We start from the raw sequence: 9,758 nt of genomic DNA, 5'->3' as shown, positions 1-9,758 counted from the left end.
TTGGACAATAGGACGGGTGTGGGAATTTGGCGGTTTGTGGGACCATGCGAGTAGTTGGCGACGACCACCGCAGATAGAGCGATTAAATATCGGTATTTTAGAGGGAGAACAGGTTTTATGGCTTTATAAGGTGGAAGAAGCTGTGATTATGGTGGAAGTTGCCCCCAAGAGTGCAGAAATTGCCGATACTGTCCCCACCATCGGGCAAGTGGTGCTAAAACGCTTGATTAGTGCCGAACAAGTCCTCGAAATCCTGCAAAATGCCGAAGAACTACTGAGGAAGTAATCAGTTATCAGTGATCAGTTATCAGTTATCAGTGATCAGGAGTTAGGAGTTAGGACGCAGCCTTTTTCTCCCCACTCCCCAATTTATAATTCATAATTTATAATTCATAATTTCCACACCCCACACCCTGATCTGGAATATTCTGGCGGAAGATCGATCGCAAAGACTTGAAATCTGTTCTAACAATAGTTACACTTCTTTAGAATAGATACACTTTTCAAGGGATAATGTAGGTCGGCTAACTCTTGCACTTAACCGTCGAGAGTGTTGGGCTTATATTTTGACCCTGAATATAAAAAGCGTCTAAGTGGACACTAAATTGTCAATAGGAGGAGCGTAGTCAATGGGACTACCTTGGTATCGAGTACACACAGTCGTTCTCAACGACCCGGGCCGTTTAATTTCCGTTCACCTGATGCACACCGCACTGGTAGCGGGTTGGGCTGGCTCCATGGCCCTCTATGAGCTTGCTATTTTCGACCCCAGTGACCCCGTATTAAACCCGATGTGGCGGCAAGGAATGTTCGTGCTGCCCTTCATGGCCCGTTTAGGTGTCACCGGTTCTTGGGGTGGCTGGAGCGTCACCGGCGAAACTGGTGTTGACCCTGGTTTCTGGTCTTTTGAAGGCGTTGCCGCCGCTCATATCGTCTTATCTGGTCTGCTATTCCTAGCGGCCGTTTGGCACTGGGTTTTCTGGGATTTAGAATTATTCGTCGATCCCCGCACGGGCGAATCTGCCCTCGATTTGCCGAAAATGTTCGGTATTCACCTGTTCTTATCCGGTTTACTTTGCTTTGGTTTCGGTGCTTTCCATCAAACAGGCCTTTGGGGTCCCGGGATGTGGGTTTCCGATGCCTACGGTTTAACTGGTCATGTGCAGCCCGTAGCTCCCGAATGGGGACCGGCTGGTTTTAACCCCTTTAACCCCGGGGGTGTGGTAGCTCACCACATTGCTGCGGGTATCGTCGGGATTATCGCCGGTTTATTCCATTTAACCGTTCGTCCCCCCGAAAGACTCTATAAAGCCCTGAGAATGGGTAATATCGAAACGGTGCTTTCTAGCAGTATCGCCGCTGTTTTCTTTGCCGCTTTCGTCGTGGCTGGAACCATGTGGTACGGTAATGCTACCACCCCGATCGAACTCTTTGGCCCGACCCGTTACCAATGGGATAAAGGCTATTTCCAAGAAGAAATTGAGCGTCGCGTCGAGGCCAGCATCGCCAATGGAGCCACCATCGCCGAAGCTTACCAAGCAATCCCCGAAAAACTGGCTTTCTATGATTATGTCGGTAATAGCCCCGCTAAAGGTGGTTTATTCCGTACTGGTGCCATGGATAGCGGTGACGGTATCGCTAAATCTTGGTTAGGACACCCCGTGTTCAAAGATGGCGAAGGTCGCGTCCTCAGCGTGCGTCGGATGCCTAACTTCTTTGAAACCTTCCCCGTTGTCCTGACTGACTCGGAAGGTATCGTTCGCGCTGATATTCCCTTCCGTCGTGCGGAATCGAAACTGAGTATTGAACAAAGTGGTGTTACCGTTTCTTTCTACGGTGGCTCTCTCGATGGTCAGGTGTTCAGCGATCCTGCTGATGTGAAGAAATTTGCGCGTAGAGCGCAACTCGGTGAAGCTTTCGAGTTTGACACCGAAACCCTGAAGTCTGACGGGGTATTCCGCACTTCTCCAAGAGGTTGGTTTACTTTCGGTCATGCTGTCTTTGCTTTACTATTCTTCTTCGGTCATATCTGGCACGGTTCTCGTACCATCTACCGCGACGTATTCGCCGGGGTCGATCCAGATCTGGAAGAACAAGTGGAATTCGGTTTATTCCAAAAATTGGGTGATCTTAGCACTCGTAAACAAGAGGTTTAGTTTTAGCTAAATCATCCATATAACTAAAGGAGTCAAGTCTTTGACTCCTTTTTTTAATTAGGGTCTGCTGAAAAAGTTTTTCGTGGGGGTAGGGTGTGGGGTGTGGGGTGTGGGGAGAAGGGAGCAGGGAGAAACCATTGATAACTTGAGAGTTAATCACACTATTAAAAACGGATTTGGGCTCTTCTAGGTTCTGTGTGATAAGTTTAATTGACATAGGATCGATCGATCTTTGTGTCCTTTGTGTCTTTGTGGTTCGTTCCACCCCCTCGCTCTTGAGAAATGTATCTTAGAATACATTTTACCCACCAAAGCTGGGAGAGCCGGATTTGGTATTAAAGTTCGATCGAGCTTTACTTTTCACCGAATACTGAAAAAACCGCTAGTTATAGAAATAACTAACGGCTTTTTGCTGGGGGAAATTACCCGTAATGGAATTACATAGAGGAACCTAAACCGGCATAAGCTCCGTAGAAGAAAAGACCAAGCACAGCGATAACGCCTAGACCGGCGATGGTGGCGACTAACCACAAAGGAATACGACCTTCTGCGAACATGAATAACACCTCCTAATTGCGATGACAATGAATCGGGACTAATTAGTTAAAGAAATAGCTGGAAAATAAAATTCCCAAGACAGCAACTAGGAGTAAACCTAGATAAAGAGAAGTACGATTTAACTCGACGGCTTGCCGATTCGGATTAGGTGTTCTTTCCATAATTGTTCTCCTAGCGTTGAATAAACTGCATTGCCGCAATTGCACCGATAAAGAAGACAGTGGGGACCGCTAAGGTATGAACTGCCAACCAGCGAACGGTGAAAATGGGGTAAGAAATGGGTTGATTGGGATTACCACTAGCCATTGTTTTTATCCTTAATTAAAGTAAACTACTGATTAAACTGCTCGATTTGATTTTTGGCCTCAAAGCGATCATTAATGATCGGTAATTCTTGACGCTCTTGAGTGTAATACTCATCGGGACGGGGAGTGCCAAAAACATCGTAAGCCAAACCGGTACTCACGAATAACCAACCCGCGATAAAGAGCATGGGGATGGTGATGCTATGGATAATCCAGTAACGAATACTGGTAACGATATCGCCAAAAGGACGTTCGCCGGTACTACCTGACATGGACGGTTCTCCTCGGAATGATAGGACTTGAAAAATTCAATCTCTATAATAGAGACTTTGTTGACCCTGAGACAAGTTTTAGGCCGGTTCGCTAGGGGGATTATATTTCAGTAAAACCCCATTTTGTCCCAAGACAAAACCCTTGTCGGAATTGATAAAAACAATTCGATAGAGATTGGAGGGGACACTTTCCACCGCGCGATCTTTTTGCCAAGATTGGCCGTTGTCATGACTGACCAACAGATTGCCGCTACCACCAGCGACCCAAATTTCTTCGGGGCTGCGGTAGTTGAGGTCTAAAAGTCCCCAACTGGTGGAAAACTCGGGGAATACCTTATCTTCCCATGTATCGAGATCATTGGGGCTAGTAAATTGTAGTTGACCACCCCGGGCCAGGGCCCACAGTTCCCCTTTTTCACCATAACCGACTTTTTGTAAACGGCGGGAAGAAAGACGATTGTGGGGTTGCCATTCTGTTGACCCCGGTTCCCAGGTGGAATAAAAGTTACCGCGTGCGGAAACGGCCACATATTTACCATCATGGGAACGAACAATTGTCCGGGCCACACCCACAGCACCTTCCACTAAAGCTTGCCAAGTTTTGCCTCCGTCTTTGGTGCGGTAGATAGCACCTAAATCCGTGACCATTTCGGCGGTTTTGTCGTTCAGAGCGATAATTCCGTAGGGAGAACCGGGTAATTTTTCACTTAAGGGGATACGAGACCAGCTGCTGCCCCCGTCTTCGCTATGGAGAAGAATCGAGGGTTTACCGACAATCCAACCCTCTTGGTCGTGGAAACTGACGGCGCTAAAGCTAACTTTTTCGTCGCCAAGGTTGAGGACTTTTTGCTGCCAGCTGTCCCCCCCATCGCTGGTTTCAAAGAGGGTAGATTTTGTCCCCACTAACCAACCGTGCTGCGGGTCGTCGGTAAAGGCGATATCGGCAAAAGTGGAGTCAGTGTCGAGGGTGAGGATTTGCCAAGGACTACTGCTCAGGGATGGCACATTACTACAGCTAAAGCAGAAAAAGGCTACAGCTAGAACTATTACGAATTGTTTCAGTTTTCTCATCAATGGTTCAGAGGTATTGGTCAAGGAATCGGGACGGATTAAGGTTTGTACCCGAACGGTTACAGGGCCACAAGAGCCGTTAGATTAAAGATAATGAGTGCTTGAGTTAGTTTAAACCATACAAACTAATAAAGAAAACAAATCCTAGCGCTAAAGCCCCGAAAATCAAAATATTTTTTTGTGCAGGAGTGAGACGGTTGACTCCAAAACCATAGCTAAGATTTTCTTGGAATCCCGAAGGAGCATCTTTAGCTCCGATGTTGATAAATTGGGAACGACGCACACCACACACGGGACAGCGCCACGTTTCTGGCAATTCCTCGAAGGGGGTTCCAGCGGGAGTGTTGGTTTTACTATCTCCCTTGCTGGGGTCGTAAACGTAGCCGCAGGAGCGACATTCGTGGTTGGCAGGGGCCTGGTCGGCTAGGGTTAGTTCTGGTGGGCGATCGCTCATAACTAAGATTAAAGGAATTTTCAACACTCTGTTACAAATTATCCTTGAAAATTGACCCCTCTCACGGCCAACCCCTGACAGAATAGCCAGTTTTCAAGTCTGAAAAGGATGAGCGAGGCAGCATATCGGCTTTAAAAAAAGTAAGATTGATCTATTAGGGCTTAAATGTCTATTAAAACTTTATTAAGTTGATATTTGGGTTATTTACCCTGATTTTGGTACTCAAATTTATTCCGAAAAATTGGGAAATTTTAGGCAGGGAAGAAATTAGGGGTCTGATAGCAAATCCTGTTTAAAAGGTAGAGGAGATTGGGGAGTGCCGGAGCTGCGGAGCAGGGGGAAACAATCCATAACTGGGTTTTTAAAGTTGGATTGGGAGTTAATCATGCTATTAAAAGCGGATTTGGTATCATATTGCATAAATTTAATCACTTTTAGCGATCGCTTTTATATTTTGGCATAAATGGGCTGCTCCCTCGCCGTTCCCTGTTCCCGAAAACGAAAACTTCGCCCCTCACCATTAAGATAACTGCTATCAACCTTATATTATAGGTATATCATCAACCTTAACTAAAAAGAGAGTAAAAATTGTGTTCAACCAGCTTGATTGGAATCCTGCCTATTCAATTGAAACCTTAGAACCAAATACGGTATTTTTTCTATCTGAGCGAGAATCAATCTGTTTTCAAGAGCCGCTTTATTATCGTTTAGTCAGATTAATCGATGGTCAACGTAATCTTGATGAAATTATTGATATTCTTCAGTTAGAATTTTTACAAAATCAAGAAATCAATCCCAATAATGCTAATTCCTTCGCAGTGATTATTAATTATAGTCTGGCAATTCAAAAAGCGATTTTTCAGTTATATAAACGAGGGTTTTTACTAGAAAAAAAAGAATTATTATCGTCTAATTTAGCAATTTTATGCCATCATCTTCAGGTTTCTCAAGCCCAAGCTTTTGAACGATTACAATCTCTGAAGGTTACGGTTAAAAGCCTAGGCTCAATTCCCCAGCAAGATTTGATCAATATTTTAAATTCCTTGCAAGTTCAAGTCGCAGATGAAGGGGATTTAACCATTATTTTAACCGATAATTATCTTCATCCCGATTTAGAGAGTATTAATCAACAAGCTTTAGCCTCGCACAAGCCTTGGTTATTAGTTAATCCCCTGGGAAACCTAGCCTGGATTGGTCCCTTATTTGATCCCGATAAAACTGGTTGTTGGCATTGTTTGGCTCAACGATTACGAGATAATCGTCCCGTGGAGGAATTTATCATTAGACAGAGAGAAAATAAGATTTCTTTAATTTCCCCTTTAGGGTTTTCTTCAGCGACAATACAGACGGTTTTAAATCTGACGGCTATGGAGGTTTTTAAGTGGATTATTCAAGGTAAAAATCAACGTTTAGAAGGAATACTAATGACTTATGATACTTTAAATTTACAATTTCAAGAGCATATTTTAGTTAAACGTCCGAACTGTCCTAGTTGTGGATATTCTCTGAATAAAACACCTTTACCCGTGGTTTTGGGACATCGGAAAAAGGCTTTTACCAGTGATGGTGGACATCGTTTTTGTTCTCCTGAAGAAACCTTAAGAACCTATCAACATCATATCGGTTCTATTACGGGAATTGTGCGAGAATTAAATAAGATACAAGGGAATGCTTTAGTTCATACTTATGTAGCTAAACATCATTTTCGCAGTGTCTTTGATGATTTAGACAGTTTACGGCAAAATATTGGAGGTAGAAGTGCGGGAAAAGGCCGTACAGATAGTCAAGCAAAAGCCAGTGGATTTTGTGAAGCTATTGAGCGGTATTCGGGGGTTTTTCAAGGGAATGAAATCAGAGAAAAAGCCAGTTATCAAGAGTTAGGAGATAAAGCTATTCATCCTAACAAATGTATGAATTTTAGTCAAAAACAATATGAACATCGAGAAGAATGGAATGGGAATAATCAAGGATGGTTTCAAAAAGTACCTGAACCTTTTGATGAAACTAGAATCATTGATTGGACTCCTGTATGGTCTTTAACTGCTCAAGATTTTAAGTATTTACCGACAGGATATTGTTATTATGGTTATCCTCAATCTGAACCCTTAGATTGTTGGGCTGATTCTAATGGCTGCGCCGCAGGAAATACGATAGAGGAAGCGATTTTACAAGGATTTATGGAGTTAGTGGAACGAGATTGTGTGGCCTTATGGTGGTATAATCAATTAGTTAAACCTTCCGTTAATTTAGAGAGCTTTAATGAGCCATATTTTGAGCAATTAAAGCAATATTATGAGGCGTTAAATCGGGAGCTATGGGTGTTAGATATTACCAGTGATTTGAATATCCCTTGTTTTGCCGCTATTAGTCCGAGAAAGGAGCGGGAAGTGGAGGACATTTTGTTAGGGTATGGGGCGCATTTTGACCCGAAAATTGCTATTAGTCGGGCGTTAACTGAGGTTAATCAAATCTTGCCGAATGTGTTATCTTTTAAGGAAGATGGGACAACGATTTATAATTCTTCTGCTGATCCTTTGGCGGTTAAATGGTGGCAAACTGCAAGGTTAAGCAATCAATCTTATTTAGTTCCCGATAGTAAAATAATACCGAAAAAAAGTCATGATTATTTACAATTAGCTAGTGATGATTTATTAGAGGATGTTAAATTTTGTCAGCGAATTGTTGAGTCAAAGGGGATGGAAATGTTAGTATTAGATCAGACTCGTCCTGATATTGGTTTAAGAGTGGCTAAAGTCATTATCCCCGGAATGCGTCATATGTGGAAGCGTTTAGGGGCAGGAAGATTGTATGATGTTCCTGTTAGCATGGGATGGTTAAAAGAAGCTTTAACGGAAGATGAATTAAATCCTTTTCCCATGTGGATGTAATGCTTTGGAATAGGGGACATTATAACTGAATGGTTACAAATTAAGTTTTTATTTTGTTTGTAAAAAATCATCTGGACTAATGCCAGCCTGTTTGAGAATAGCTCTTACAGTCCCCTCTGGTAGATCACCAGAATGATTAGGAATTGTTGTATAGTTCTCTGTCTCTGGATTGTACCAAATTTCGTGACTACCTGCGGCTTGGCGATCTAAAACAAAACCAAGCTTTTTAAGTTTTTTGATAATATCACGATACCGAAATCCTGATAATCTTCCCATTTTTTATTTTAATCTGTTTAGACAACTAAAGGGTAGTAAAAATCATCTTCTATATCTTTTAAATTATCAATTTGATTGCGTTGTTTTTTAGCCTCGATTAATTGATGAGCGACATCTCTGGCAATTTCTAGGGTTTCTTTAAGGGTTTTCCCTTGTGCAACTAATCCCTGTAAGTCATCGGAGGTTGCTAAATAGAATCCTTCGGGTAGCTTTTCAATATGTAATTGGATCAATTTTTCCATCAGTTTTTCTCCTAGTTTAAGGCTTAATGGTCATTATAGGGTACATAGAGAATTAACAAAGTACAGGTATTTTATCCCTGACAAACTAGAAGCTTGTTCTACATTTTATTATGAGCGCGAGGATAAAACGAATTTCCAGGCTGATAACTTTTCAATTCTAACCGATCTGAGCCAGAAATGGATAAGCTGCCCTCATGACAGATAGATAAAAGGTATGTCACCATAGTAACACACCTTAAATAATGTGGTTCTTCCAAACTTGTCATGTAAAACTATCAGCAACTTACCCTTGTAAAGTTTGTACACTAAAGCTTTGAGTTTTTGTTAGATTAATATTTATCAGCTTTAGAGCATTGCTAACCCCAGAGGGAGCTTGAGGAATTTTCTACAGTGTAAGTTCGGAAGAACGAATAATGTTGGGTTTCGTTTCTAACTTTAGGCGATCATTAGCAAGAGATTTCTTTCCAACTAGGATTAAGTGTTGTTCCAGATATCTCATAACATTTGGTAACAGGGCTATTAAAATCTTGAGTAAAAATAGTACTCCAAGAACCAATAAACCAAGCTTCCTCAACTTTTAAGTGAATTTCAGTAGCACCTGCAGGGATACTGATAGATTTGTTAACACCTGCAGTAAACTCTCCACTATCTTTACTAAAATCTTGGCCTTCAAATTTGTAAGAGACTGAAAAGCGAGAAACATATCCTCCACTATTTCTTACAAGAAAAGAACCACCTACGGGTGCGTTTAATTGATTGGTTACAGCCATAGTCACAGTGTTCATAATTTGTTTCTTCCAGAAAAATCAGGTTTTTTGGGTTAAAAGTGATTTGTTTAATCACCTTTGATACCAGAATAAGTTTTATTTTGGGTAATGGCAATCTCTAAAGTTAATACTTTTCTAATATATTTTTTTGAGCAGAATATTAACTTTTATATGAGATTTATATTAGATTTATATTAGATTTAAAGGGTCACTTTATGGTATAATGGCGTAATCTCTTAAGTAGAACAAATGAATTAATCAATCAAATTATAGAGATTGAGTCAAAAGGGATGGAAATGTTAGTATTAGACCAAACTCGTCCTGATATTGGTTTAAGAGTAGCTAAAGTCATTGTCCCCGGAATGCGTCATATGTGGAAGCGTTTAGGGACAGGAAGATTGTATGATGTTCCTGTTAGCATGGGATGGTTAAAAGAAGCTTTAACGGAAGATGAATTAAATCCTTTTCCCATGTGGATGTAACCCTTGTTTATGGTCAATTGTTGATGATTTTAAGTTACTTGGTGAAGATTTCGAGTTTAACTTTTATTCCCGTTTTATCTAAAAGACTGAGTAATTTATCAACAGTAAAACGGCTAATTTCTCCATTCATTAAATCACTAATTTTCGGTTTTGTTTCCTCGAAAAAAGTGGCGGCTTCTTGCTGTGTCCATCTTTTTTCTTGGATAAAAGACCGCAAGGTTAACATCAAATCGGCTCTAATTTTTAAGTTAGTTGCTTCTTCACTGTTAAATCCTAAATCTTCAAAG

14 protein-coding genes are annotated in these 9,758 nt (G+C 41.5%); 4 read left to right on the top strand and 10 right to left on the bottom strand.

From position 1 onward, the window contains the following. Nucleotides 1-286: hypothetical protein (locus PX484_RS15145; RefSeq protein ID WP_288104516.1), on the top strand; the 286-nt coding region annotated here is incomplete at its 5' end. A 343-nt stretch (nucleotides 287-629) separates the two neighbouring features. Then, a complete protein-coding gene (psbB, locus tag PX484_RS15140) occupies nucleotides 630-2,156 on the top strand; it encodes a photosystem II chlorophyll-binding protein CP47 (RefSeq protein ID WP_002735904.1) in 1,527 nt (508 codons plus the stop codon). 437 nt (nucleotides 2,157-2,593) lie between these two features. Here the strand turns inward: psbB and PX484_RS15135 are convergent, their stop codons facing one another. The 6 genes from PX484_RS15135 to PX484_RS15110 all read right to left on the bottom strand — a co-directional run bounded on the left by PX484_RS15135 (nucleotide 2,594) and on the right by PX484_RS15110 (nucleotide 4,816). Continuing rightward, on the bottom strand, nucleotides 2,594-2,713 hold the full coding sequence (locus PX484_RS15135) for a photosystem II reaction center protein J (protein WP_002736108.1): 120 nt from the start codon (nucleotides 2,711-2,713) through the stop codon (nucleotides 2,594-2,596). A 42-nt stretch (nucleotides 2,714-2,755) separates the two neighbouring features. Then, nucleotides 2,756-2,875, bottom strand: a complete 120-nt coding sequence (psbL, locus tag PX484_RS15130) for a photosystem II reaction center protein PsbL (RefSeq protein ID WP_002735805.1) — start codon at nucleotides 2,873-2,875, stop codon at nucleotides 2,756-2,758. A gap of 10 nt (nucleotides 2,876-2,885) precedes the next feature. Continuing rightward, on the bottom strand, nucleotides 2,886-3,020 hold the full coding sequence (gene psbF / locus PX484_RS15125) for a cytochrome b559 subunit beta (RefSeq protein ID WP_002736175.1): 135 nt from the start codon (nucleotides 3,018-3,020) through the stop codon (nucleotides 2,886-2,888). A gap of 25 nt (nucleotides 3,021-3,045) precedes the next feature. Next, a complete protein-coding gene (psbE, locus tag PX484_RS15120; protein WP_002749269.1) occupies nucleotides 3,046-3,291 on the bottom strand; it encodes a cytochrome b559 subunit alpha in 246 nt (81 codons plus the stop codon). Nucleotides 3,292-3,369: 78 nt separating this feature from the next. Beyond that, nucleotides 3,370-4,362, bottom strand: coding sequence for a photosynthesis system II assembly factor Ycf48 (locus PX484_RS15115; RefSeq protein WP_004163934.1), 993 nt, complete (start codon nucleotides 4,360-4,362; stop codon nucleotides 3,370-3,372). Nucleotides 4,363-4,468: 106 nt separating this feature from the next. Then, a complete protein-coding gene (locus PX484_RS15110; protein WP_002736293.1) occupies nucleotides 4,469-4,816 on the bottom strand; it encodes a rubredoxin in 348 nt (115 codons plus the stop codon). A 590-nt stretch (nucleotides 4,817-5,406) separates the two neighbouring features. Between PX484_RS15110 and PX484_RS15105 the strand changes: the two genes are divergently transcribed. After that, complete coding sequence (locus PX484_RS15105) at nucleotides 5,407-7,704, top strand: TOMM precursor leader peptide-binding protein (protein ID WP_287669882.1); 2,298 nt, start codon at nucleotides 5,407-5,409, stop codon at nucleotides 7,702-7,704. 48 nt (nucleotides 7,705-7,752) lie between these two features. Here PX484_RS15105 and PX484_RS15100 read toward each other — a convergent pair whose 3' ends face one another. The 3 genes from PX484_RS15100 to PX484_RS15090 form a co-directional block, all read right to left on the bottom strand. Next, a complete protein-coding gene (locus PX484_RS15100; protein ID WP_045357929.1) occupies nucleotides 7,753-7,980 on the bottom strand; it encodes a type II toxin-antitoxin system HicA family toxin in 228 nt (75 codons plus the stop codon). Nucleotides 7,981-7,997: 17 nt separating this feature from the next. Beyond that, nucleotides 7,998-8,222 carry a type II toxin-antitoxin system HicB family antitoxin gene (locus PX484_RS15095; RefSeq protein WP_045357927.1) on the bottom strand — a complete coding sequence of 75 codons (225 nt, stop codon included), beginning with the start codon at nucleotides 8,220-8,222 and terminating at the stop codon, nucleotides 7,998-8,000. 446 nt (nucleotides 8,223-8,668) lie between these two features. Beyond that, nucleotides 8,669-9,007, bottom strand: a complete 339-nt coding sequence (locus PX484_RS15090; RefSeq protein WP_152606973.1) for a thiol-activated cytolysin C-terminal domain-containing protein — start codon at nucleotides 9,005-9,007, stop codon at nucleotides 8,669-8,671. Between the two features lie 239 nt (nucleotides 9,008-9,246). On the opposite strand from PX484_RS15090, the gene PX484_RS15085 reads away from it, so the two are divergent. Further along, complete coding sequence (locus tag PX484_RS15085; RefSeq protein ID WP_312675946.1) at nucleotides 9,247-9,471, top strand: YcaO-like family protein; 225 nt, start codon at nucleotides 9,247-9,249, stop codon at nucleotides 9,469-9,471. A 34-nt stretch (nucleotides 9,472-9,505) separates the two neighbouring features. Here PX484_RS15085 and PX484_RS15080 read toward each other — a convergent pair. Beyond that, nucleotides 9,506-9,758 (bottom strand): helix-turn-helix domain-containing protein (locus PX484_RS15080; protein ID WP_288104511.1); only part of this gene is annotated, 253 nt, incomplete at its 5' end.

Source organism: Microcystis sp. M49636_WE2 (assembly GCF_030065375.1).
Classification (GTDB): domain Bacteria; phylum Cyanobacteriota; class Cyanobacteriia; order Cyanobacteriales; family Microcystaceae; genus Microcystis; species Microcystis aeruginosa_C.
This window is presented reverse-complemented; position numbering and strand designations above follow the sequence as displayed.